This window comes from Paraburkholderia sp. PREW-6R (genome assembly GCF_039621805.1).
Taxonomy (GTDB): domain Bacteria; phylum Pseudomonadota; class Gammaproteobacteria; order Burkholderiales; family Burkholderiaceae; genus Paraburkholderia.
Window position 1 is genome coordinate 1,332,812 of record NZ_CP155074.1, and the last position, 22,989, is coordinate 1,355,800.

The 22,989-nt window shown below is 63.9% G+C and carries 20 protein-coding genes; 11 read left to right on the top strand and 9 right to left on the bottom strand.

The features are described from left to right. Nucleotides 1-14 precede the first annotated feature (14 nt). Genes AAGS40_RS21085 through AAGS40_RS21095 form a run of 3 tightly spaced genes read right to left on the bottom strand, consistent with a single transcriptional unit; the run spans nucleotide 15 to nucleotide 3,485 of the window. A complete protein-coding gene (locus AAGS40_RS21085) occupies nucleotides 15-1,538 on the bottom strand; it encodes a sugar ABC transporter ATP-binding protein (RefSeq protein WP_345814738.1) in 1,524 nt (507 codons plus the stop codon). Continuing rightward, on the bottom strand, nucleotides 1,535-2,476 hold the full coding sequence (locus AAGS40_RS21090; protein ID WP_345814739.1) for a sugar-binding protein: 942 nt from the start codon (nucleotides 2,474-2,476) through the stop codon (nucleotides 1,535-1,537). The genes AAGS40_RS21085 and AAGS40_RS21090 overlap by 4 nt, the downstream gene beginning before the upstream one ends. Before the next feature lie 40 nt (nucleotides 2,477-2,516). After that, nucleotides 2,517-3,485, bottom strand: a complete 969-nt coding sequence (locus tag AAGS40_RS21095; RefSeq protein WP_345816533.1) for an ABC transporter permease — start codon at nucleotides 3,483-3,485, stop codon at nucleotides 2,517-2,519. Nucleotides 3,486-3,735: 250 nt separating this feature from the next. Between AAGS40_RS21095 and AAGS40_RS21100 the strand changes: the two genes are divergently transcribed. Then, nucleotides 3,736-4,629, top strand: a complete 894-nt coding sequence (locus AAGS40_RS21100) for an NAD(P)-dependent oxidoreductase (RefSeq protein WP_345814740.1) — start codon at nucleotides 3,736-3,738, stop codon at nucleotides 4,627-4,629. A gap of 295 nt (nucleotides 4,630-4,924) precedes the next feature. Here the strand turns inward: AAGS40_RS21100 and AAGS40_RS21105 are convergent, their stop codons facing one another. Both AAGS40_RS21105 and AAGS40_RS21110 read right to left on the bottom strand, forming a co-directional pair. Continuing rightward, complete coding sequence (locus tag AAGS40_RS21105) at nucleotides 4,925-5,761, bottom strand: arylamine N-acetyltransferase (protein WP_345814741.1); 837 nt, start codon at nucleotides 5,759-5,761, stop codon at nucleotides 4,925-4,927. Between the two features lie 312 nt (nucleotides 5,762-6,073). Next, the gene (locus AAGS40_RS21110) at nucleotides 6,074-6,760 is read right to left on the bottom strand and encodes a hypothetical protein (RefSeq protein WP_345814742.1); all 687 of its coding nucleotides are present in this window, start codon (nucleotides 6,758-6,760) and stop codon (nucleotides 6,074-6,076) included. A 326-nt stretch (nucleotides 6,761-7,086) separates the two neighbouring features. Between AAGS40_RS21110 and AAGS40_RS21115 the strand changes: the two genes are divergently transcribed. The 6 genes from AAGS40_RS21115 (at nucleotide 7,087) to AAGS40_RS21140 (ending at nucleotide 15,036) form a co-directional block, all read left to right on the top strand. Then, a complete protein-coding gene (locus AAGS40_RS21115) occupies nucleotides 7,087-8,604 on the top strand; it encodes a carbohydrate porin (protein ID WP_345814743.1) in 1,518 nt (505 codons plus the stop codon). Between the two features lie 148 nt (nucleotides 8,605-8,752). Further along, a complete protein-coding gene (locus AAGS40_RS21120) occupies nucleotides 8,753-9,856 on the top strand; it encodes a hypothetical protein (RefSeq protein ID WP_345816534.1) in 1,104 nt (367 codons plus the stop codon). Between the two features lie 35 nt (nucleotides 9,857-9,891). Then, nucleotides 9,892-11,205, top strand: coding sequence for an iron uptake transporter deferrochelatase/peroxidase subunit (efeB, locus tag AAGS40_RS21125; RefSeq protein ID WP_345814745.1), 1,314 nt, complete (start codon nucleotides 9,892-9,894; stop codon nucleotides 11,203-11,205). 74 nt (nucleotides 11,206-11,279) lie between these two features. Next, nucleotides 11,280-12,311, top strand: a complete 1,032-nt coding sequence (locus AAGS40_RS21130) for an iron ABC transporter substrate-binding protein (protein ID WP_345814746.1) — start codon at nucleotides 11,280-11,282, stop codon at nucleotides 12,309-12,311. Beyond that, nucleotides 12,312-13,919, top strand: coding sequence for an iron ABC transporter permease (locus tag AAGS40_RS21135; RefSeq protein ID WP_345814748.1), 1,608 nt, complete (start codon nucleotides 12,312-12,314; stop codon nucleotides 13,917-13,919). A 49-nt stretch (nucleotides 13,920-13,968) separates the two neighbouring features. Next, on the top strand, nucleotides 13,969-15,036 hold the full coding sequence (locus tag AAGS40_RS21140; RefSeq protein ID WP_345814749.1) for an ABC transporter ATP-binding protein: 1,068 nt from the start codon (nucleotides 13,969-13,971) through the stop codon (nucleotides 15,034-15,036). 166 nt (nucleotides 15,037-15,202) lie between these two features. On the opposite strand, the gene AAGS40_RS21145 is transcribed toward AAGS40_RS21140, so the two are convergent. Continuing rightward, a complete protein-coding gene (locus AAGS40_RS21145; protein WP_345814751.1) occupies nucleotides 15,203-16,084 on the bottom strand; it encodes a LysR family transcriptional regulator in 882 nt (293 codons plus the stop codon). Between the two features lie 101 nt (nucleotides 16,085-16,185). On the opposite strand from AAGS40_RS21145, the gene AAGS40_RS21150 reads away from it, so the two are divergent. Further along, on the top strand, nucleotides 16,186-17,112 hold the full coding sequence (locus AAGS40_RS21150) for a DMT family transporter (RefSeq protein WP_345814752.1): 927 nt from the start codon (nucleotides 16,186-16,188) through the stop codon (nucleotides 17,110-17,112). 97 nt (nucleotides 17,113-17,209) lie between these two features. On the opposite strand, the gene AAGS40_RS21155 is transcribed toward AAGS40_RS21150, so the two are convergent. The 3 genes from AAGS40_RS21155 to AAGS40_RS21165 all read right to left on the bottom strand — a co-directional run bounded on the left by AAGS40_RS21155 (nucleotide 17,210) and on the right by AAGS40_RS21165 (nucleotide 19,353). Then, nucleotides 17,210-17,461 (bottom strand): Txe/YoeB family addiction module toxin, encoded by a 252-nt coding sequence (locus AAGS40_RS21155; protein ID WP_345814754.1) that lies wholly within the window; start codon nucleotides 17,459-17,461, stop codon nucleotides 17,210-17,212. Nucleotides 17,462-17,471: 10 nt separating this feature from the next. Beyond that, nucleotides 17,472-17,765 (bottom strand): type II toxin-antitoxin system prevent-host-death family antitoxin, encoded by a 294-nt coding sequence (locus tag AAGS40_RS21160; protein WP_345814755.1) that lies wholly within the window; start codon nucleotides 17,763-17,765, stop codon nucleotides 17,472-17,474. A 289-nt stretch (nucleotides 17,766-18,054) separates the two neighbouring features. Continuing rightward, nucleotides 18,055-19,353, bottom strand: coding sequence for an MFS transporter (locus AAGS40_RS21165; protein WP_345816535.1), 1,299 nt, complete (start codon nucleotides 19,351-19,353; stop codon nucleotides 18,055-18,057). 199 nt (nucleotides 19,354-19,552) lie between these two features. On the opposite strand from AAGS40_RS21165, the gene AAGS40_RS21170 reads away from it, so the two are divergent. The 3 genes from AAGS40_RS21170 to AAGS40_RS21180 are packed head-to-tail and all read left to right on the top strand — an operon-like array spanning nucleotide 19,553 to nucleotide 22,986. Further along, nucleotides 19,553-20,326, top strand: a complete 774-nt coding sequence (locus tag AAGS40_RS21170; protein ID WP_345814756.1) for a GntR family transcriptional regulator — start codon at nucleotides 19,553-19,555, stop codon at nucleotides 20,324-20,326. An 8-nt stretch (nucleotides 20,327-20,334) separates the two neighbouring features. Beyond that, the gene (gene mdcA / locus AAGS40_RS21175; protein WP_345814757.1) at nucleotides 20,335-21,996 is read left to right on the top strand and encodes a malonate decarboxylase subunit alpha; all 1,662 of its coding nucleotides are present in this window, start codon (nucleotides 20,335-20,337) and stop codon (nucleotides 21,994-21,996) included. Further along, nucleotides 21,997-22,986: a triphosphoribosyl-dephospho-CoA synthase gene (locus tag AAGS40_RS21180; RefSeq protein WP_345814758.1), complete on the top strand. Its 990-nt coding sequence runs from the start codon at nucleotides 21,997-21,999 to the stop codon at nucleotides 22,984-22,986. It begins immediately after the preceding gene. Nucleotides 22,987-22,989: the final 3 nt, after the last annotated feature.

A 22,989-nucleotide genomic window follows, 5' to 3' on the forward strand; every position in this document is an offset into this window, starting at 1 on the left:
GTCTTCGGTTGGAATCAGGCCGTGGCAAGCGCCATCACTCTCTCTTGCGAGGCTTCCGCGCGGCGCAGCTCGCCGCTGATGCGTCCCTCGCGCACAGTCAAAATACGATCACTGACCGCGAGCACTTCGAGAAGATCGGACGAAATCACGATCACGCCGATGCCCTGCGCCGCCAGTCGCGCGATGAGCGCGTGCACTTCCGCTTTTGCGCCCACGTCGATGCCGCGCGTGGGTTCGTCGACGATCAGCACCTTGGGATGGCGCGCAACCCATTTGGCGATGACGATTTTCTGCTGATTGCCGCCGCTCAGATTCACGACCTTCTGTTCGAGACTGGGCGTCTTGATACCGAGCATGCGCACATATTCCATGCAGCTCGAACGCTCGCGCGCGTGTTGGACGAACTGGAAAGGCGAATAGCGCGAAAGATGCGTGAGGCTGAAGTTCTCGCGCACGCTCATGCCGAGCACGAGGCCCTGTGCTTTGCGATCCTCTGTGACGAAGCCGATGCCAACGCGAATCGCATCGTGCGGGTTGCGAATGGAGACCGGCTTTCCTTCGATCAGGATCGAACCCGTCGATGGACGCATGCCGAAGATCATTTCCATGATCTCGGTGCGCCCCGAGCCCACCAGTCCCGCAATGCCCAGCACTTCGCCGCGATGCAGCGTGAAGCTGATGTCGCAAAGGCGCGCATCGGCCGGCTTCCGTGCCCTGAGCGACAGATTGCGCACGTCGAGCACCGGCTCATCGCTCGCATGCGATTGCGGTTCGCCGTATAGCTCGCTCAGTTCGCGGTCCACCATCTGGCGCACGAGCGTTTCCCGCGTAACCTGTGCAATGGGCATGGTGCTGACGGTGCGGCCATCGCGCAGCACGGTCACGCGGTCCGCCAGCTCGAAAATCTCTTCGAGGCGATGCGAGATGTACACGACCGCGATGCCTCTTTCGCGCAGGCGTTTCACGAGGCTGAGCAGCACGCTCGTCTCGTGATGACTGAGCGATGCGGTCGGCTCGTCCATGACGATGACCTTCGACTGCGCGGACAGCGCCTTGGCGATCTCCATCATCTGCCGCTGGCCGACGCTCAAGTCGCTCACGCGCATCGCAGGATCGACGTCCATGTCGATCATGTGCAGGACGGCCCGTGCTTCGCGGTACATGCGTGCACGATCGATGAGGCCGAAGCGCGAACGCGGCTCTTTCGAGAGGAAGATGTTCTCGCCGACGGTCAGATTTTCGACGACCGCCAGCTCCTGGTAGATGATGTTGATGCCCAGCGCGCGCGCATGATTGCTGTCCGCGATCTCCACTTCGCGGCCTTCGACGATGATGATGCCACCGGGATCCGGCGCATGGACGCCCGTCAGCACCTTCATGAGCGTGCTCTTGCCCGCGCCGTTCTCGCCCGCGAGCGCCAGCACTTCGCCCGGGTAGATGTCGAGGTCGACGCGGTCGAGCGCCTTCACGCCGGGGAACGTCCTCGAGATGCCGCGCATCGTCAGGAAAGGCGTCGCACGATCGGGGGAGGCCGTCATTTCGTGTAGCTGCCGATGTTGTCCTTCGTCACCACCGTCACGCCCGTGTCGATGTCCTTCGGCTGCGTCTCCGTGCCCTGGATTTGCGCGACGAGATGCTGAACCGCAAGCGAGCCCATCGTCACCGGCCGCTGCACCATGATGCCCTGGATATAACCTTCCCTCAGACCTTTCAGCGTATCGGGCAAGTCGTCAAAGGCCAGCACTTCGAGCTTGCCTTTCATCGCGCCGAATTCCTTCGTGTTGAGCACCTTCGCCACCGCCGGCCCGCCTACCTGGCTCACGCCGAAGATGCCGTTGAGATCAGGATGCGCGCGCAGCGTCGTTTCCACGACCGACACGCCTCGCGCCAGGTCGTCATCCGTGCCCTGCGTCTCGACGATCTTGATGCCCGGATACTTCGCGAGGCCCTTCTTGATGCCTGTGATGCGCTCGTTCAGATTAACCGCGCCGAGCTGTCCGGTGATGATCGCCACCTCGCCCTTGCCGTTCAGGGCATGGCCCATCGTGTCGGCCATCGTCTCGCCGGCCTGCACGTTGTTCGTCCCGATGTACATGGAGCGGCCGCTGTTGGGCGAATCGGAGTCATACGTCAGTACCTTCACGCCGCTCTGGGCGGCGCGCTTAATCACGCTTTCGACCGACTTCGGCTCGTTTACCGAAATGGCGATCCCATCCACGTGGCGCGATATCAGATCCTCGATGATCTGTACCTGTGTCGAGCCCTGCGTGTTCTGCGGTACGACCCACTGATACTTGACGCCGGCCTTGTCCGCAGCCGATTGCGCACCCTTGTTGCAGTCGTCGAAGAACGGTACGGCCACCTTGGGTATGACGGCCACCGAGATGTCCTTGACTTCCTTCGCGTTCGCAGCGCTGCCGAGTGCGGCGAATAGCGAAAGCGCTATGCTGGCGATGATTTTCGGTGTGGTTTTCATGCTTCGTCTCCTCGTTGGAATAAACCGGAATGGACGGGAATCAACGTCCCTTACGGCGCACGCGCCAGATGTCGATGCTGACTGCGATCAGAATCACACAGCCGGTGATGGCTTGCTGCGCATAGGTATCGATGTTGAGCAGCACCACGCCGTTCGTGATGATGCCGGCGAGCGCTGCACCGATGATCGCGCCTTCGACGCTGCCCGCGCCGCCCGACAGGCTCGCGCCGCCAATGGCCGCCGCCGCGATCACGTCCAGTTCCGCGCCGAAGCCCGAAGCCGGCTCGGCCGACACGAAGCGCGAGAACGCGATGACGCCCGCCATCGACGCAATGAATCCCGACAGCACGTAGACCGCGAATTTCACACGCGCGGTACGTACGCCCGATAGCCGCGCGGCCACTTCATTGCCGCCCGTCGCGTAGACATGGCGGCCGAAGCGCGTGTGACGCATGACGACGGAGAACACAATGGTCATCGCAAGCAGGATGACGACCGGGAACGGCACGAAACCGATGTAGCCTTGACCGATGAAGGTGAACGCATCGGGCACATCCGGCGTAACCGGCACGCCTTTGGTCATGATGTACATCAGCCCGCGCCCGATGGACAGCGTGCCGAGGGTCGCAATGAAAGGCGGCAATTGAATCCACGTGATCATGAGCGCGTTGAAAGCGCCGGCGGTCACGCCCACCGCGAGCCCCGCCGGAACCGCGACGAGTGCGGACATGCCGTGCTGGAACGCGAGCGCCGTGACGAGCGAAGACAGTCCCATGACGGAGCCGACCGAAAGATCGATGCCGCCCGTGATGATCACGAGCATCATGCCAATGGACATCAGCGCCACGAGCGAGAACGAGCGGAACACGCCCATCAGGTTGTTCGTGGTGAGGAAATACGGCGAGAAGAAGCTGATCATCAGACCGACCAGAATCAGCACCGACAGCACGTTCAGTTCACGGATGCGCAGGCAGGCGCGCAAGAATCTGAAGCCGTGCGACGGCTGCACTGGGGGCTCGCCCGCCCCTTTGTTTGACGCTTTGTTCGACGATAGTGCGCTCACCGTTCCGTCCTCCTGTTCAGGCTGGAACCGATGATAGGCGCGGGGTAAAAGCGAAATCTGTGACGCACGTCATAGTCGGACATCGGGGTTGACCCGCAGTCGAACCCGCACGCCGCTATGACGCGCGTCACAGAAATCGGATGCGAAGCGAGGCTACGATGCGCTCACACACTGTCGAACTTCAAGGAGCCACAGCATGACGAAGCGAGTGATTGTGACCGGCGGCAGCGGGCTGGCCGGTAAATGGGTGGTGGAGGATCTGGTCGCGCACGGCTACGAAGTGCTGAACGTGGACCGCGTGCCGATGGCGAAAGGCACCGCGAGAACGCTGATTACCGACATCACCGATGCAGGGCAGGTCTTCAACGCGCTGGCCTCGAGCACGACGCCCCGCGAGTTCGACGACGACATCGAGCCAAAGCAAATCGATGCCGTCGTGCATTTCGCGGCCATTCCGCGCATTCTCATCACGACGGACAACGAGGTGTTCCGCATCAACGTGATGGGCACCTACAACATACTCGATGCGGCGTCGAAGCTCGGCATACGCAAGGTGATCGTCGCGTCGAGCGAGACGACGTATGGCGTGGTGTTCGCACACCGCCATCGCGATCCGGTGTACTTTCCGCTCGATGAAGAGTACCCCGTCGATCCGATGGACAGCTATGCCACGTCCAAGGTCATCAACGAAGTCACGGCCAAGGCGTTTCATGCGCGCACGGGCGCGGACATCTACTGTTTCCGCATCGGCAACGTGCTCGATCCCGCGGATTATCAGAAATTCTCGACGTGGCTTGCCGACCCCGCTTTGAGAAAACGCATCGCGTGGAGCTATATCGACGGACGCGATCTCGCGACGGCGGCGCGCCTCGCCATCGAGAAGGACGGTCTCGGCTTTCAGGTGATGAACGTCGCGGCCGATGACGTGTCGTCCGATCTGCCCACGGCCGAGCTGCTGCAGCGGTTCTATCCGGATGTGCCGGTCAGGAAACAGTTGGGCGAATTTGAAACGCTGCTCAGCAACGAGAAGCTCAAGCGTTCGCTAGGCTGGCAGCAGGCGTACAGGTGGCGGGAACAAGTGGCGAAGTAGCGCTCGCGCCTCCTTGATAATGCGGCCACGTTCAGCCGCGATCGACGCCACGTCGAGATACGCGGCGAGATCAAAGGCGACGAAGTGGTGATGGCAGTAAGAGCCGAGCGGTCGCCAGATCGCTCGCTCGGGGGTTTAGGGCTTTAATCGCCGCTATTTCAAATGGCGGCTCCCCACTCGTCAGCAGTCGGTCGAGGACCCAGTGCGAAGGGCCGCTTATGGCCGGCGACAGCCTCGTGCGGTCCGCATGCCATGCCGACGCCCATCCAACGCCGCCCCACGCCGCCATACCGTGCTACATGATCGGCGCCGAAGTGCGCACGCGCTCGAAAACGGCAGCGATATCGAGGTCGCCCACCTCCAGTCCGAACTGCTCGCGCAGACAGGCCGCGAGTTCGCCCGCGCTCGCCAGTTGCCGCGTGCGAATCACGTCGCCGTTCGCCGCGCGCACGCTCAGTCGATCGTTGAGCAGCGTGAGCCGTGCGTCGTCCAGAACGCGGCAGACGATCAGGTTGTCGGCAAAAATCGAATCGGGCGACGTGGATGTGTACCAGTTCGAGGTCTCGTAGTCGATCCACTCGACCGGATGCAGATCGAACCGGTAGACGCGCGCCCAGGTGTCGTCGCGCATCTGCACTTCGAGGTGAAGCGCGTCATGGGACGCATCGGCGAGGCGGAACGTGCCGAGTTGCGTCGGTTGCGCAATGCCGGCCGTGATACGCAGCGGTTCGGTCAGCGTCACGCTGCCGAAGCCGACGTCGGCGATCCACGCTTCGCCATCCAGATCGATGCGCAGAACCATGTGCGTACGCGGCGGAACCTCGGTGGACTCGCGGCCCCAGAGCACTCTCGCGAGCAGCGGCGTAACCTGAAAGCCAAGCTGCTCCAGCACGTTGGCGAACAACGCATTCTGCTCGAAGCAATAGCCGCCGCGATGGTGAGTCACGAGCTTCGTCTCGACCGTCTGCAGATCCAGTCTGACCGCGCGACGGGTAAGCGGATCAAGGTTCTCGAACGGTATCGCGCGCGGATGCAAACGGTGAATGGCCCGCAGCACATCGAGCGTAGCCTCGCGCGGGCCTTCGTAACTGATCCGGGCAAAGTAGTCAGGCAGATTCACTGTATGCAGCATTGGCGGATTCCATCAGGTGTCGGGAGCTGAGGCGCTTGCGGCGCTCGACGTGCCACTGCGGCCACGCTGGCCGCGCAAGGAATCATAGCTGCTTTCTTGCGTTCGTCACGCACGCGGCGTTTTGCGCGTTCTGTGCTTTTGCGCGCGCATGAAACCGCATCATGGAGCACGTGACGGCGCGGGTTCGGACGCACGCAACGCTTGCGTAACGGCAGTCTTGGCAACCGCTTCGACGGCCATTCCTCGCGATGACTGTGACCGCTCCAACGGCTGATCAGGCGAGCTTCTAACAGCCGCTTCGACGGCGGACGCCTACTGGCCGCCCTTCAATACGGACGTCGCGATGGACGGCACGCTGATCCCGTGGCTCGACGCGAACTGCACCGCCGAACTGAGCGTCGACATCAGCGATTGCAACTGGCCCGGCGCCGACTGCGCGATATACGACGCGCTTTGCGCTGTCTGCGGGTTCAACCCGGATTGCAGCAGCGACGAGGGGTTCATCTGCCCAACGCTGCCCAGCCCCGATTGCAGGCTCGAGTATTGACTGACGCCCTTTCCCAGTGATGACAGGCCATCGGTAAAGGCCTGCTTGTTCACCGGTGCGGTCGACGCACTGCCGCTCGCGCGATTCGCGAAAGCCTGCGTCAGTGATTGTGAAAGCGATTGCTGCGTGCTGCCGACCTGCGTGAGCTGACTCACAGATGGCGTTCCGCCGCTCAGCAGACCGGCCGCCTGTTGCGCCTGACCCGCGGCGCCCGTCATGCCCATGGCCGACGCCAGACTGGACTGCCCGCTCAATACCTGCTGATTCGCACCCACGTAGGTTTGCAACAACTGCGAGACGCCACCCGACGACGACGCGCCGCCGGCGTTTGCGGAACTATCGCCCCCGCCGCCTATGCCGAACTGCTTCAGATTCAACTGCGCGCTTGCGGTGCCGCCGGCAAGCATGCCGGCGCTCACGAGCAACGAAGTCAGAAGAATACGTTTATTCATATCAACCTCCTCAATGAAGCTTACGGGGTCATGCGTGCCGTTCGACAATCGCTGCGCACCCGCGTTCGCACCGCCAACAGCCTACCGAACCATTACGTTTGCCTTTTGTTTAATTTACGCGCCGGTGTGGGCCCACCGCAATCGCTAACAAGATTAATTACATTTCCGTAATCTTGATGCGAATCGTTCTCATTTAGTTGACGCACTCATCCTGCATGGGTAGCATCTGGCCATCTGTTGCCCCGGTGTCGCGAACCGGAGCAGACATCACAGCCTGTCGGCGGCCGCGATGGTTATCAGTCGATACAACACAAACAAGGATTTCGATGAAGTTCGCCCAAACCAGCGGAACCGCTGTCGCTGCACCTCCGCTTCGCGATATTGCAACCTGCACCGCTCACCGTACGCGTCTGCCGTCAGTGCGACGCGTCGCGCTTTACACGGCGTTCGCGTGGGCTTCGCTCACCACGGGCGTGGCAATGGCCGAAGCCAATCCGGATGCGGCCCCCGAGGCACCTGAAGCCGATCTGAAAATTCAGGCTTCGCCGACCAGTCAATGGACCGGTTTCTGGAACCGTCAGCAGATGCTGGGCGACATCGGCGGATTGCGCCCATGGCTTGGCAAATACGGCGTGACGTTCCAGCTGACGGAAACCAGCGAAGTGCTCGCCAACCTGCGAGGCGGCCTCTCGCGTGGCGCGGACTATGACGGCCTGACGACCGCGACCGTGCAGATGGACACGCAAAAGGCGTTCGGGCTGCCGGGCGGCCTCTTCAACGTCAGCGCGTTGCAGATCCACGGCGCCAACCTGAGCGCGAACAAGCTCGGCACACTGAACACCGCAAGCGGCATCGAAGCGGAAGACACCACGCGCCTGTGGGAGTTGTGGTATCAGCAGTCGTTCCTGAACAAGCGCATCGACGTGAAGATCGGTCAGCAAAGTATCGATCAGGAATTCATCACGAGCACGTACTCGGCGCTTTTCGTGAACACGATGTTCGGCTGGCCGGCGCTGCCTTCATACGACATGCCGAGCGGCGGCCCTGCCTATCCGCTGGCCGATCTCGGCGTGCGTGTGCGCGGCCAGATCACGCCTTCGCTGACCGCGCTGGCCGGCGTGTTCGACGGCGATCCGCTGGGCAACAATCCGAACAACCTCAGCGGCACGAATTTCAACCTGCATAACGGCACGCTTTTCATCGGCGAGTTGCAGTATGCGATCAATCAGCCGGCCGACGGCCAGATGGTCGGCATGGGCAGCAATGGTTTGCCGGGCACATACAAACTCGGTGTCTGGTACAACAACGGCAGCTTTGCCGATCAGCGCACCGACGTGAACGGCCTGTCGCTCGCGAACCCGATCAGCAACGGCACCGCTCAGAATCATCACGGCGACTACAGCTTCTACGCGGTGGCCGATCAGATGATCTGGCGACCGGACCCGGATGAACCGCGCAGCATCGGCGTATTCGCACGCGTGATGGGCGCGCCTGGCGACCGCAATCTGGTGAGCCTCGCGGCGAACCTGGGCATCGTGATGAAAGCGCCGTTCGCCGGCCGCGACAACGACAGCATTGGTCTGGCGGCCACCTATATCAAGGTCGGCAACCACGTGCACGACCTCGATCAGGACAACCTCGCTTTCAGCGGCGGCCCGTACGGCGTGCGCACCAGCGAAACCACGCTCGAAGCAACCTACCAGTACCAGGTCAATCCGTGGTGGCAGCTGCAGGCGGACGCGCAATACACGTTCAATGCCGGGGCCGGTCAGAACCCGAACGATCCGACGCAGCCGCTGCGTAATACGTTCGTTATCGGCCTGCGGACCAACATCACGTTCTGATGGTCCCCGCGCTCATTACCCACGCTCCGGATATGTCGAATTCCATGCTTCCGATCTTCACCGCAACCATCGCATCGTGCGCAGGCAACGAGGCTCAATCATGAACCAACCCACGCGCAGTTTTCCGGCGCGCGCCGCGCGGGCCCTGATGACCACGGCAGCCGGCGCTGCCGCGCTCGTCGCCGCATGCGTCGCGCAGGCCGAGCCGCAAGGTTTTCTCGAAACCATCCGGCACCACACCACGCTGATCAATACCGTGCCGGAAAACGGCGACCAGAACCCCTACGCAGTGGTGGTCGCGCCGGTCACGGCCGGCACGGTCAAGCAAGGCGACGTACTGGTCGGCAACTTCAATAACTCGACGAATCTGCAAGGCACCGGCAGCACGATCATCAACTATCATCCGGACACCAGACAGATGACGGTGTTCGCGACCGTGCCGCGCGACCTGAAGGAATGCCCCGGCGGCATTGGCCTTTCGACCGCAATGACAATGCTGAAGTCCGGCTATGTGATCGTGGGCAGCACGCCGAGCAACGACGGCACCACCGGCACCAAAGGCGCGGGCTGCCTGATCGTGATCGACCCGAATGGCAAGGTCGCGTCGACCATCAGCAGTCCGAACATCAACGACCCGTGGGGCAACATGGCGGTCGTCGACAACGGCACCAGCGCCACGCTGTTCGTCAGCAACGCCGGCTTCGGCGTGGGCGGCGCGGACGGCAATCCGCCGGTTTTCAAGCAGGCCACCGTGCTGCGTCTCGATCTGGACGTGCCGGCCGGCAAGCCGCCGGTCGTGAAGAAAGAAACGGTGATCGGCAGCGGCTTTGGCGCGCAGGCCGACAAGGGCGTATTCCTCGTCGGCCCGACCGGCCTCGCGCTGTCGGGCGATCAGAAACTGCTCTATGTGTCCGACGCGATCGGCAACCGCATCACCGAGATCGACGAACCGATGACGCGCGACACCAGCGCCGGCGTGGGCCGTCAGCTCACCGCCGACGGGCTGCTGCACCGCCCGCTCGCGATGGTCACCGCGCCCAATGGACACCTGCTCGTGACGAATGCGCTGAACGGCCAGATCGTCGAAATCGACCCCGCCAGCGGCAAGCAGATCTACGCGCGCTGGATCGACACGGATAAAGCTCAATCGCCTCCGGGCAACGGCGATCTTTTCGGCCTCGCATTGACGCCCGAAGGCGACGGTTTCTACTACGTGCAGGACGACGTGAACACACTGGTGCTCGCGAAGTAACGCGCGACTCCCTGCCGAATGAAGGTGAAGTAACCATGGCAAAAGAGCAACCCCCGCGGCCCTCACGGCGTGGTTTTCTGAAGAAGGGCGGCGCGGCCGTCGCGGCTGGAGCCAGCCTCGGCGCGGGCCTCGCGAGTTCTCAGGCCGCGCTTGCGAAAGCGCCGTCGCACAGCGTCGCGATTCAGGATCCGACGCTGATGGTCGAGCCGTTCTACGCACCGCACCAGGCCGGCATCGTCACGCCACAGCAAAGCCACACGTATGTCGCCGCACTCGATCTCACCACCGAAAAACGCGACGACGTGATCGCGCTGCTGCGCACGTGGACCGAAACCGCCGCGCGTCTTACGCAGGGCGGCACCGCCGCACCCCTGCCGCAAGGCGACGCGGGCGACAGCAAGCCCGCGCCTGATTCCGGCGACGTGTTGGGCCTCGGTCCATGCGGTCTGACGATCACGTTCGGCTTCGGTCCCGGCCTCTTCACGAAAGACGGCAAGGACCGCTACGGTCTCGCGTCGCGCCGCCCCGCCGCGCTCGTCGATCTGCCGCGCTTTAACGGCGATCAGCTAATTCCGGAAAAAACCGGCGGCGACCTGTTCATACAGGCCTGCGCGAACGACCAGCAGGTGGCGTTTCACGCGGTGCGGCAACTGTCGCGCAACGCGTATGGCGTCGCGACGATGCGCTGGGGCCAGTCCGGTTTCCTGTCGGGGCCGCGCGGTCAGACACCGCGCAATCTGATGGGCTTCAAGGACGGCACCAACAATCCGTCGATCGCGAAGCAGGACCTGATGAAGGAATTCGTGTGGGCTGGCGCAAGCGCCGACGCACCGTGGATGGAAGGCGGCACCTACACCGTGGTGCGGCGAATCCGCATCACGCTGGAGCACTGGGACAACACCGAACTCGGCTTCCAGGAGCAGGTGTTCGGCCGTCACAAGTACAGCGGCGCACCGATCGGCAAGAAGAACGAGTTCGATCCCGTCGACCTGACGGAAGAAGACAAGGACGGCAATCCGGTGATTCCGGAGAACTCGCACGTGCGTCTGTCGAATCAGGCGAGCAACAACGGGGCGCAGATTCTGCGCCGCTCGTACTCGTATAACGACGGCACGAACTTCTACATCGAACGCTGGCCGCCATGGCGCCAGGAAACCGAGTACGACGCGGGACTCATTTTCGTCGCGCATCAGAGCGACCCGCGCACGGGCTTCATTCCGATCAATGACAGGCTTGCGAAGTTCGACATGATGAACCAGTTCACGACGCACGTGGGCAGCGCGATTTTCGCTGTGCCGCCAGGCGCGAAACCGGGTTCGTACATCGGTGCGGGGCTGTTCGAGACCTGAGCGCATTCGGCGCAGCACGCAGGCAGCACGTTAAAGATCAACGACCACATCACTATCAACGGGATTTTTGGATCATGGCTCATTCCTGGTTTGGCACCCGCCTGCGCCTCGTCAGCAGCGCAGCAGCGCTCACGCTCGCGGCATTCGCGACGGTGCCTTCGGCCGCGCACGCGGAGTCGATTACGCTGTATAACGCGCAGCACGAACAGGTCGTCAATGTGCTGGCCAGGGACTTCGAGAAACAGTCCGGCATTTCGGTCAGGATCCGTAACGGCGAAGGCCCGGCAATGGCCGCGCAGATCGTCACGGAAAGCGCGGCGTCCCCGGCGGACGTCTATTTCACGGAGAACTCGCCCGAGCTGATGCTGCTCGAAGAAAAGGGGCTGCTGGCCAAAGTCGACGCGTCGACGCTCGCCGCGGTGCCGGCCCGTTACAGTTCTCCCACCGGCAACTGGGTCGCCGTGACCGCGCGTGAAAACGTGCTGGCCTACAACACCACGAAGGTGCAGGCGTCGCAATTGCCGCAGTCGCTGTTCGATCTCGCGAAGCCCGAGTGGAAAGGCAAGGTCGGCATTGCACCGAGCGACGGCGACTTCCTGCCGCTCGTGTCCGCCGTACTCGCGCTCAAGGGCGAAGCGCAAACGGTGCAGTGGCTCAAGGGCCTGAAAACCAACGCGCAGATTTTCGACGACGACGAAGGGGTGGTCGCGGCAGTCAATCGCGGCGGCGTCGCGACGGGTCTGATCAACAACTACTACTGGGCGCGGTTGCATGCGGAAATTGGCGATTCGAAAACCCGCAGCGCGATTTATCACTTCGGCAACGGCGACGCCGGCGCGCTGGTGAACGTGTCGGGCGCGGCGGTGCTGAAGTCGGCGCACAACGCGAGCGGCGGCCAGAAGTTCCTCGCCTATCTGGTGAGCGAACGCGCGCAGCAGTTGATGGCGAACAGCCACGTGGAGTTCGAATATCCGCTGCACGCGGGTGTTGCACCGGACCCGATTCTCAAACCTTTCGCTGAACTGAGCCCGCCTGCGCTGACCATCGAGCAGCTCGGCGACGACAGCCAGGCCGGCAAGCTGCTGCGTCAGGCAGGTCTGCTGTAAATGAGCGACGCGCTATCAGCGGGAGCGCCGGCTGTCACGGCGACCGCGGCGGTGCGCGCGCGGGCGCGTGCACCGCGCGGCCTCTTCGCGGCAGCAGCAGTCAGCGCTTTGCTGGTGTTGCTGCCGATTGCGTTGACGTTCTGGCGCGCCGCGAGCTTCGGTGTCAACGAGGCGGTCGATCTGATCTTCCGCCCGCTGGTGGGTGAACTGCTCGTCAATACGGTGATGATCACCGTGTCCACCACGCTGGCATCGGCGGTGATCGGCACGGCGGCTGCGTGGTTCGTCGAACGCACGCATCTGCCCGGACGCCGCTGGTGGGCTGTACTGAGCGCCGCACCGCTCGCCATGCCCGCCTTCATTTCGAGCTATGCGTGGGTATCGCTGAGCCTGGATTTGCAGGACTTCGAAGGCGCGCTGCTGGTGCTCACCTGCGGCTATTTCCCGCTTGTCTATCTGCCAGTGGCGGCCGCGCTGCGCAACATGGACCCGGCGCTCGAAGAAAGCGCGCGCGCACTCGGTTGCAACCGCTGGACCTCGTTCATCCGGGTCGTGTTGCCGCAATTGCGGCCGGCGTTGCTCGGCGGCATGCTACTGGTCGCGCTCGGCGTGCTCTCCGAGTTCGGCGCCTTCACGCTGCTGCGCTTTCGCACGTTCACCACGCAGATCTATGCGGAGTTCCGCACGAGTTTCGATGACGGCGGCGCTTCGCTGCTCGCGTGTCTGCTGATCGTGATCTGCCTCGTCGTGCTCGCATTCGAGTTTCGCGTGCGCGGCGCGGCGCGTTATGAGCGCATCGATCGCGGCACACGGCGCGCGGTGCTGCGTTACGATCTCGGCGCGTGGCGCTGGATCGTGGCGGCCGGCTTCGCCGCACTGACGATCACCACGCTCGGCGTGCCGCTCGGCATGATCGGCTACTGGCTCACGCAACCGGGCGCGGCGGCTGTCACGCCGGCCGATGTGTCGCCGGAACTGTTGTTCAACGCTACGCTGTCGTCAGTCGGTTTCGGACTCGCTGCCGCCGCGCTGACCACCCTGCTGGTCGTGCCGCTCGCCTTCCTGCTCGCGCGCTATCCCACGCGATTCGCCACGCTCTTCGAGCGCAGCGTGTTTCTCGCGCAAGGCGTGCCGGGGCTCGTGATTGCGCTCGCGATCGTCTCGCTCGCGGTGCATGCGCTTCAGCCGCTCTATCAGAGCGCGACGCTGCTCGTGGTCGCCTACGCGATACTCTTCATGCCGGTCGCACTGGTGAGCGTGCGCGCCGCATTCGTGCAGGCGCAGCCGCGCCTCGAAGAAACCGCGCGGGCGCTCGGGCTCACGTGGTCACAGACACTCTTCCGTGTCGTGCTGCCGCTTGCAGCTCCGGGCCTTGGCGCTGCCGCGGCGATGGTCTTCATTTCGGTCGTCACCGAACTGAACGCCACGCTGCTGCTTTCTCCAATCGACACACAAACGCTCGCGACCCAGGTCTGGGCCGACACGTCGACCATGGCGTTCGCCGCGGCGGCGCCCTATGCGGCGCTGCTCACCGGTATTTCGCTGTGCGCGTCCGGCCTGCTGTTCGCGCTGCTCGGCAGATCGGCGCTGCGTCGCGAGCGCGGCTGACGCCGCCTCTGACCTACCCCGTTCTGCGCGTCATTACATCCGGATTTTCATGAGCGAACTTCGTATCCGTGGACTGCAAAAAGCGTTCGATGGACAACCCGTGCTGCACGGCATCGATCTTTCCGTCGAGCGTGGCACGCTACTCGCGCTGCTCGGTCCGTCGGGCAGCGGCAAGACCACGTTGCTGCGTCTGCTGTGCGGCTTCGAGCGCGCGGACGGCGGCAGCGTCGACATCGACGGGCGCCGCGTGGTCGGCGAAAACCTCCATGTGCGCACCGAACAGCGCCGCATTGGTTACGTGCCGCAGGAAGGCGCGCTGTTTCCGCATCTATGCGTGGCAGACAACATCGTGTTCGGCCTGCCGCGCACGCAGCGCCGCGCGCGGCATCGCGTTTCGGAATTGCTGGAACTCGTCGGCTTGCCGGCGAGTTATGCCGCGCGCGCGCCGCAGCAACTGTCGGGCGGACAGCAGCAACGTGTCGCGCTGGCGCGCGCGCTGGCGCCGTCGCCGACACTCGTCATGCTCGACGAACCGTTCTCGTCGCTCGACGCCGCGTTGCGCCTTGAAACGCGGCAAGCCGTCGCAAGCGCGCTGGCCGCCGCAGGCGCGACAGCGGTGCTGGTGACGCACGACCAGTCGGAAGCGTTGTCGCTCGGTCACGAAGTGGCGGTACTGTGGAATGGCCGGCTGATCCAGACGGCCACGCCGGAAACGTTGTACCGCAGGCCGGTCACGCGCGAGCTGGCGTCGTTCGTCGGCGAGGCGGTGCTGGTGCCTGGCACGGTCAGCGAGGACCGCGTGCGTTGCGAACTCGGCGACCTGCCTTTGTGCGCGCCCATGGCCCATGCAGGCAATGGCGCCGTCGATGTGATGGTGCGCCCCGAGCAGATCCGTTTGTTGCGCGCCACGGAAACGGTCGGCTCCGGCATGACGGCCTACGACGCCGTGGTCACGGACGTCGTCTTTCAAGGTCAGGATGCGGGCGTCGCGCTGCAATTGCGCTCGGACTCGGGAACGCGCGTGCGTGCACGTGTGCCGGGCTATCTGTCGCCGCGTCCGGGCGATCATGTCCGGCTCGCTGTCGATGGCGAGGTGACGGCGTTTCCGCGCGGCTGAGCGCACCCGGCGGTTGCTGCGGCGTGACTCTGAAGCGAGTGGAAAAGAAGAGTGCGAAAGAAACGCGGAAACAAGCGGACGACTGCCTCAGCGGGCAGGTGCCCCAAGCGCGTGACCCTCCGCGCAAGCACGGAAAGCACGCCACGCTGCACGGCAACGTGACACCCTATCCGCGCGCCGCCGGTGCTGGCGCGCGAAGCGACAGGTCCTGCACCATCTGCGCGGCCAGGTAGTCGCAGGTCGGCCGGTCTGACTTGGCGCTGCGCGCCACGACGATCTCCAGCGGCTCGATCTTCGGCAGACCTTGCGCCTCGCCGAGAATGGCAAGCCGCGACGGCACACTGCAACGCGTGAGCGCGACCACCGACAAGCCCGCATCCACCGTTGCCACCAGACCCATCAGGCTCGCGCTGCTGAACGCGGCGCGATAACGCAGGCGCGCGCCGTCGAGCGCGGCCAGCGTGTGCTGCCGTGCGACGCAACCCGGCTCGTACAGTCCCACCGGCAATGGCGAGGCCGCCAGCACCGGCGTATCCGTCGACGCGCCAACCCACACCATCGGCTCGCTGCGTACGAACTCGCCGCGCAGCTTGCGGTCGCGCGTGACGAAAGCGAGATCGATCCTGTTATCCGCGAGCATTGGCGCGAGCGACGTGCTCTGCGCGCAGACGATCTCGATCTCCACATGCGGGTACAGGTGCGAAAAGCGCCTCAACACGGGCGACAACAACGACGACACGTAATCGTCCGGCGCGCCGAGCACGACTCGCCCGCTCACCTCCGGGCGCACGATCGCCGACCACGCCTCCTCGTGCAGCGCAATCACGCGCCGCGCGTATTCGAGCAGCGTATTGCCCGGCCGCGTTAGCGACAGACTGCGCGTGGTGCGGGTGAAGAGCGTGGCGCCGAGCATGGTTTCGAGCCGCTTGATCTGCATGCTGACCGCCGCCTGTGAGCGGTGCACGGCGGTCGAAGCCTTGGTGAAGCTGCCCGTCTCGACCACGGCGACAAACGTGCGCAGCAAATCGACGTCGAACTCCGGGTGCATGATTTATCAATCCGGCTGATGGAATTGCTCAATTTAATTCGTTTGCCGATGCCGTGCAAGCCGCGCAATACTGCGCCGGTTACGTTCCGGAGCTTGTTCGCATGTCCCCTCTTTCCCTCTCGCAGCGTCAACAGGGCGCGATAACGCTGGCCTGCGGCGGGCTGTTGATGGGCACCATGGGCATCTTCGTGGAAGAAGCACGGCTCGGCGCGCTGACGATGGTGTTTTTCCGCTGCCTGTTCGGCTTTCTGTCGCTCGCGGCGTATTGCTGGTGGAAAGGGTTTTTCACCCGCACGCATTTCACGCGACGCACCGTCGCGCTGGCGCTGGTGTCGGGCGTGCTGATGGTCACGCAGTGGGTCGGCTTCTTCGACGCGATTCACCGCACCAGCATTGCGGTGGCGACCGTGGTGTTTCACGTGCAGCCGTTCTGGGTCGTGCTGATCGGCGCGGCGCTCTTTAACGAACGGCTCGGCGCGGACCGGCTCGGCTGGATCGCGACGGCGTTCGTCGGACTCGTGCTCGCGTCGGGCATCGCGGCGACGGCGAATCTGCAAGGTCACACGAGCTACCTGATCGGAATTGGCGAAGCATTGGCGGGTTCGGTGCTCTATGCGAGCGTGACGTTGATTGCCAAAGGCCTCGGCAGCTTACGTCCCCATCTGCTGACGCTCGTGCAATGCGCAGTCGGCGTGGTATGCCTGCCGTTCATCGCGCCGCTTACCGCTGTGCATATCGGACCGATGCAGTGGTTCTGGCTCATCGGCATGGGGGTGTTCCACACGGGGCTCTCCTACGTGCTGATTTATGGCGCGCTGCCCAGGTTGACGACGCCGATCATCGCCGTGCTGCTGTTCGTTTATCCGCTGACTGCGATCGCGGTGGACGCGATCGTGTATGGACGGGCGCTGTCGGTGTCCCAGCTTGCGGGAATGGCGCTGATCGTTGCCGCGAGTCTTGGCGTAAATCTCGGCTGGCCGCTCTTTTCGTTGTTGCGGCGAGGCGTGCGGAGAAGGCAAGCCGAGTGAAGTTTTTTCGCCTTCGCGTAAGCCGCAATGGTTTTGAACGCGCAACGCGCAACGCACAACAGGCAACAGGCAACAGGCAACAGGCAATAGCTGGCAGCTAGTCGCCGTAATGAAAACGGCAGGCCACCACAAAGACCTTGCCGTCTCGCGGCAGATACACGAGCCGGTCCGCATGTGTGAGTCGGCGCGACCAGAAGCCGCTCAGACTGCCGACCAGCGGCTCCGGTTTCCCCGTACCTCGAAAAGGATCTCGCCGACACTCGTCGAGCAACGCATTGATCTTGCGGACGACCTTGCGATCACTGGCTTGCCAGTACAGATAGTCGTCCCACGCTTCGTCGGTGAACATAAAAATGCTGTCAGCCTTTGCGGCCTCCTCGTTGCGGCTTCTTTGTCGGTTCATCGGTCAGCAGTTCGCGCGCGGTCGCACCGCCGGCATTCAACTGCGCGATGGAACGGGCGAGTCGCTGGGCATTCTTCGATGAACTCAGCAGATACAAGGTCTCCTGCATCGCGTTGAAGTCTTCGAGAGACACCATCACTACGTTCTCGCCACCTTGCCTCGTGATCAGCATGGGAGTGTGATCGCGGCAGACGTCGTCCATCGCTTGCTTAAAGCCGGCACGCGCCTCGCTGTAAGTAAGGACGTTCATTCGTTATCCCGACATGAAGGTTGCCCTCCAGTCGCTCCTGTAAAAATTGGGGGTGATTCGTCGCCACGCAGGTGCCTTGCGCCCGAGTCGCCAACGCGACCGCTACGGCGATCGGCTGACTCGAACTCAGCACATTCAGACACAGGCAGGCACACGCGGGGGCCGGCAATCATTGTACCGATAGCTGTACAAATACGCCAACCCCGTCTGTCGACAGAATTCGCCGCCCAATTCAACGAAAGCATGCGCGTTCGGGAAGCCGCGTGCCACTCGTCCGAACGGCCAACGTTCACTGCGGCAATACTTCGCCCTTCGTCTCTGGCGCAAAAGGAATCACGAACAGGCCGACCACGAACGCGAGCGCCGTCAGCGCAACGGGTATGCCGAGCGTATGCATGTGCAGCACCGCCGCGCCCAGCAGGAAGTTCACGCCCGCGCCGACGAAGCGCCCGAACGACGTGCAGAATGCAAACGCCGTCGCCCTCACACGCGTCTCGAATTGCTCCGGCAGCCACAAGCTGAAGAGTGCGAAATTTCCGCCGAAAAAGCCGAGCACGAAAAGCCATGCGATGAACGGCCCAAGTCCATTCGGCAAATAGAACGCCCAGCCAAAACTGCCGACGATCGCGATGGCCATGCCAAGGAAATAAATCGCCAGCGTTTTCTTCCGGCCGATTTTTTCAGCGAGCGGCGGCAACGCGAGACAGCCGAGAATCGTCGCGATTGACAGCAGCCCGGTCGCGAGCGAAGCCGTTCTGATCGCGTCGTTCTTCGCCATGCCCGCCTTGGTCGCAAGCTGGATCACGGCGCTCGGTTCGTAGACCGCGCCGGCCCACAACCCAATGATCGCGATCGTGAGCAGAATGCACGCAACCCACGTGCGCTGCCGATACGCCGGCCCCATGATTTCGCGCAGCGGTTTGGCGCGCACGGCGCGCGCCTCCGCCTTCTCCCACTTTTCGGACTCCTTCACACGCAGCAGCACGAGGATCGCGACCACCACCGGCACCGCGCCGGTGAGGAACATGGCGCGCCAGCCGTAATGCACGCCGATCGTGTAATTCAGCGCAGCGGCGAGGAAAAATCCCGCGTAGTAACCCGTCTGCAGATAACCCGCTCCCATCTTGCGACGATCTTCCGGCCACGCTTCCGCGACGTAGGTGCCGGCGAGCGCCCACTCGCCGCCAATGCCGACGCCGGCAATGAAGCGATAGATGGCCAGCTCCCACACGTTATGCGAGGTTGCCGAAAGACCCGTGAAGATCGCGAACGTGAAGATGGTGGCGGCCAGCACTTTGGTGCGCCCGAAACGGTCCGCAAGCGGTCCCCAGATGAACGACAATCCCCAGCCCACCAGAAACAGCGCGAACAGGATCGAGCCGGCGAGGCCGACGTTGGCCGGCGTCGCGGCATAGCCCGAGCGCGGCAGCAGTTCGGTGAGGGCCGGCGTCAGCACGAGCGCGTAGATGAACGAGTCCATCCCGTCGAGCGTCCACCCTGCCCATGCGCCCCAGAAACCTGCAATTTGCGAACGATTGAGCGGCGTGCGATGCCGCGCGACCGGCGTGCGGTCTGTGAGTGAATCCATCATGCTCCTCCGACCCTACGGTTGGCGTACGGGTGTACGCATGGATATTCTTGAACGGACGCCGAATCAGCGCGTGCATCCGCCTGTTGTTCTTGACGCGCTCACCGCGCGCATGCGGTGCAACCCTGAAGTGACGCTATGAAAAATTCCGGCGCCGCGGGTTTTAATATGCATCGTTTTATATATAATATTTGAACTTATGAGCGATGCAATAGATGGTTTTCCCCTGGACGCCCCGGCCCGCAACGCGCTGCTGCCCGCTGCCGCGCCGCGTGAGAGCACGTCCCGCGTGATCGCGGAGGCGCTGCGCGAGGCGATTGTGGACGGCACCCTGGCGCCGGGTGCGCCGTTGCGTCAGGACGCCATTGCGCGGCATTTCTCGGTGAGCGCCATTCCCGTGCGCGAAGCGCTGCGCCAGCTTGAAACCGAAGGCTGGGCAAAAGCCGCCGTGCATAAAGGCGCGACGGTCGCGCCGCTGTCGGCGGATGAAGCGCGCGAAATCTACGAGATCCGCTCCGCGCTCGAAAGTCTCGCCATTGGCCTCGCCATTCCGAATCACACCACCGCCACGCTGCGCGAGTCCGCGCGCTTGTGCCGCGCGGCCGAGAAGGAGTCGGACCCGTCGCTGTATGTTGCGCGCAATGTCGCATTTCATATGAGTCTGTATGCGCCCGCGGCCCGCGCACAACTCGAAGACATGATCGGCACGCTGCATTTGCGCGGGGAACGCTATTTACGGTTGAAGTTCGGCTTGCCGTCGTACAAGGGCGCGTCCGACAATGAACATAGCGCGCTGCTCGATGCCGTCGAGCGCCGCGATATTCCCGCCGCGCAGGCGCTCGTCGTCGCGCATCTGCTCGGCACGGGCGACCTGCTGCACCGTTTCCTCACCGAGCGCGCGCAGGCCGAAGCCGCGCTCGCGAATCAACCGAAACCGCGCGGCCGACGCCGGCGCGCCATCACCGGGAGCTGATTGAGCCGATGAACCGACCTGCCGAAACGTCACCGATCGCCCGCTCATGGACCACGCGTCGCGACGAGAAAAACCGTCGCCTCGCGGCCATCGCCCCGTGGCTCGAAGACGGCGTGCTGCCGTCCAACCGTATCGTCGACGCGCTCGAAGCACTCATTTGTCCCGGCGACCGCGTCGCCCTCGAAGGCGACAACCAGAAGCAGGCGGACTTCCTGTCGCGCTCGTTCGCCAAGGTCGATCCGCAGAAGATTCACGACGTGCATCTGCTCATTTCGAGCATTGGGCGTCCTGAACATCTGACGCTGTTCGAGCGCGGCATCGCGCACAAGGTGGACTTTTCATTTGCCGGTCCGCAAAGTTTACGGGTCGCGCAACTGCTCGAAGACGGCCAGCTCGAAATCGGCGCGATCTATACGTATGTCGAGCTGTATGCGCGCATGTTCGTGGACCTCACGCCCCACGTCGCGCTGCTGTGCGCGGACAAGGCCGACCGCCACGGCAACCTGTACACCGGGCCGAATACCGAGGACACGCCCACCATCGCCGAAGCCGCGGCGTTCCGGCATGGCATCGTGATCGTGCAGGTCAACGAGATCGTGGACGAACTGCCCCGCGTGGATATTCCCGGCTCGTGGGTCGATGTCGTCGTGCAGGCGGACCGGCCGTTTGCAGTCGAGCCGCTCTTCACCCGCGATCCGCGCCATATCGGCGATCTGCAGGTGCTGACCGCGATGATGGTGATTCGCGGCATCTACGAGCCGTATGGCGTGACGTCGCTCAATCACGGGATCGGGTTCGACACCGCCGCGATCGAACTGCTGCTGCCCACCTATGGCGAATCGCTCGGGCTGAAGGGCAAGATCTGCCGCAACTGGACGCTCAATCCGCATCCCACGATGATTCCCGCGATCGAGTCCGGCTGGGTCGACAGCATTCATTGCTTCGGCAGCGAGGTCGGCATGGAGCCGTATATCGAAGCGCGTCCCGACGTGTTCTTCACCGGCAACGACGGCACCCTGCGCTCGAATCGTGTGCTGTGCCAGCTGGCCGGGCAATATGGCGTGGATCTGTTCATCGGTTCCACCTTGCAGATCGACGCGGACGCGAACTCCTCCACTGTCACACGCGGGCGTCTTGCCGGTTTCGGCGGTGCGCCGAACATGGGCCACGACCCGCGCGGCCGGCGTCATTCGAGCGAAGCCTGGCTCAAGCTGCTGAAGGACACCGGTCCGGTTTCGCGCGGCCACAAGCTGGTCGTGCAGATGGCGGAAACCTACAAGAAAGGCGGCGAGCCCACTTTCGTCGACGAACTCGACGCGGTCGCCGTCGGCGCGAAGAGCGGCATGCCGATCGCGCCGGTGATGATTTACGGCGATGACGTGAGCCACGTGGTCACCGAAGAAGGCATTGCTTATCTGCACAAGGCAGAAGGCATCGACGAGCGCCGCGCCGCGCTCGCCGCCGTGGCCGGCGTCACGCCGATCGGGTTGCGCGCGAAGCCGGCAAAAACGGACGAATTGCGCCGGCGCGGCATCGTCGCGTATCCGGAAGATCTCGGCATCCGGCGCGGCGAAGCAAAGCGCTCGCTGCTGGCCGCACGCAGCATCGACGACCTGGTCACGTGGTCGGGCGGCCTGTACGCACCGCCGGCCCGCTTCAGGAGCTGGTGAATGGTGGCCGCCGCCTCGCTTGCGCGTGAGGAAGCGTCGCACCCTTACGTCGCGCCCTCGTTCTCCGACTCGCAGCTCGCCAATCTGGCAATCACCGCACTGATCGAGGAAGCCCAGCTCACGCCGAAGCCCGCGCTGGTCGACCGGCGCGGCAGCGGCGCGCATCGCGACCTCGATCTCGCCATCATGCTGCGCTCGGCCCGCTCGCTCGAACCGACCTTCGCGGCGCTTGCGCGTACCGCGCGCCGGCACGACGAACCGTCCGCGTTGCTGCGAACCGAACTGGCGCAGATCGGCCGCGCCGGCGAACTCGACATGCTGGCCGCCACCGGCGGCAGCAATGCACATCGCGGCGCAATCTGGATCGTCGGCTTGCTGGTGGCGAGCGCCGCGATGCCGAACGCGCTCGAGGCCACCGATGCATCACGAGGCGGCCCATTATTCGATCCTCCGTGCGCGTCGGCACTCTGCGCGCGTGCCGCACGGATCGCCTGCTTCCCCGATCGCTTCGCTGCGCCGTCCGACAGCCACGGCGAGCGCGCCCGCCGGCGTTACCAGGTCGGCGGCGCAAGACAGGAAGCGCAGGATGGTTTTCCACACGTGATCGACGTGGGCCTGCCGGCGTTGCGCGCGGCGCGCCGGCGCGGCGTCGGCGAAGATGCGGCGCGCGTCGACGCGCTGCTCGCCATCATGGCGTCGCTGGAGGACACCTGCCTGCTGCACCGCGCCGGCTTGCCCGGCCTGCATGCGGGGCAGCACGGCGCTCAACGCGTGCTCGACGCAGGCGGCAGTTCGACGCCAGAAGGATGCCGCGCGCTGGCCAAACTCGAACATGCGCTGATGACGCTCAACGCATCGCCCGGCGGCGCTGCGGATCTGCTCGCTGCCACCCTCTTTCTCGACAAGCTGGCGAGTCACGACGCCGGCCACCCCTTTCTCGCACGGAACCGGAGTCGCTGCGCGGCGGCCACTCCGGTCGACAGGAGCTGAGCG

Coding starts and splice junctions, on each gene's coding strand:
- AAGS40_RS21085 (WP_345814738.1), bottom strand. CDS start 1,538: ATGACGGCCTCCCCCGATCGTGCGACGCCTTTCCTGACGATGCGCGGC.
- AAGS40_RS21090 (WP_345814739.1), bottom strand. CDS start 2,476: ATGAAAACCACACCGAAAATCATCGCCAGCATAGCGCTTTCGCTATTC.
- AAGS40_RS21100 (WP_345814740.1), top strand. CDS start 3,736: ATGACGAAGCGAGTGATTGTGACCGGCGGCAGCGGGCTGGCCGGTAAA.
- AAGS40_RS21105 (WP_345814741.1), bottom strand. CDS start 5,761: ATGCTGCATACAGTGAATCTGCCTGACTACTTTGCCCGGATCAGTTAC.
- AAGS40_RS21110 (WP_345814742.1), bottom strand. CDS start 6,760: ATGAATAAACGTATTCTTCTGACTTCGTTGCTCGTGAGCGCCGGCATG.
- AAGS40_RS21115 (WP_345814743.1), top strand. CDS start 7,087: ATGAAGTTCGCCCAAACCAGCGGAACCGCTGTCGCTGCACCTCCGCTT.
- AAGS40_RS21120 (WP_345816534.1), top strand. CDS start 8,753: ATGACCACGGCAGCCGGCGCTGCCGCGCTCGTCGCCGCATGCGTCGCG.
- efeB (WP_345814745.1), top strand. CDS start 9,892: ATGGCAAAAGAGCAACCCCCGCGGCCCTCACGGCGTGGTTTTCTGAAG.
- AAGS40_RS21130 (WP_345814746.1), top strand. CDS start 11,280: ATGGCTCATTCCTGGTTTGGCACCCGCCTGCGCCTCGTCAGCAGCGCA.
- AAGS40_RS21135 (WP_345814748.1), top strand. CDS start 12,312: ATGAGCGACGCGCTATCAGCGGGAGCGCCGGCTGTCACGGCGACCGCG.
- AAGS40_RS21140 (WP_345814749.1), top strand. CDS start 13,969: ATGAGCGAACTTCGTATCCGTGGACTGCAAAAAGCGTTCGATGGACAA.
- AAGS40_RS21145 (WP_345814751.1), bottom strand. CDS start 16,084: ATGCACCCGGAGTTCGACGTCGATTTGCTGCGCACGTTTGTCGCCGTG.
- AAGS40_RS21150 (WP_345814752.1), top strand. CDS start 16,186: ATGTCCCCTCTTTCCCTCTCGCAGCGTCAACAGGGCGCGATAACGCTG.
- AAGS40_RS21155 (WP_345814754.1), bottom strand. CDS start 17,461: ATGTTCACCGACGAAGCGTGGGACGACTATCTGTACTGGCAAGCCAGT.
- AAGS40_RS21160 (WP_345814755.1), bottom strand. CDS start 17,765: ATGAACGTCCTTACTTACAGCGAGGCGCGTGCCGGCTTTAAGCAAGCG.
- AAGS40_RS21165 (WP_345816535.1), bottom strand. CDS start 19,353: ATGGATTCACTCACAGACCGCACGCCGGTCGCGCGGCATCGCACGCCG.
- AAGS40_RS21170 (WP_345814756.1), top strand. CDS start 19,553: ATGAGCGATGCAATAGATGGTTTTCCCCTGGACGCCCCGGCCCGCAAC.
- mdcA (WP_345814757.1), top strand. CDS start 20,335: ATGAACCGACCTGCCGAAACGTCACCGATCGCCCGCTCATGGACCACG.
- AAGS40_RS21180 (WP_345814758.1), top strand. CDS start 21,997: ATGGTGGCCGCCGCCTCGCTTGCGCGTGAGGAAGCGTCGCACCCTTAC.